The following is a 208-nucleotide window of genomic DNA, read 5'->3' on the forward strand; positions in this document are numbered from 1 at the left end:
CAGCCGGATCCTGGTGGCGCTTTCGGAGATGGTGAAGACGGGCGGTCTGGGCGATGACATCTCGGACCTGCCGGTGGCGGGGGCGGCGCCGGAGTACATGAGCGAGAAGGCGATCGCGATCGGGCACTACTTCGTGTCGAGCGGGGTGTTCACGGTGTTTGGGGTGACGTTCCCGTTCATCGAGGGCACGAAGTGGGCGGAGTACATC

General features: G+C 64.9%; 1 pseudogene. It reads left to right on the forward strand.

Annotated elements, in window-relative coordinates:
• Positions 1 to 208: pseudogene (locus tag ACYQ8L_RS18870) on the forward strand (anaerobic carbon-monoxide dehydrogenase catalytic subunit); the annotation flags it as partial.

Source organism: Deferrisoma palaeochoriense, from assembly GCF_054656955.1.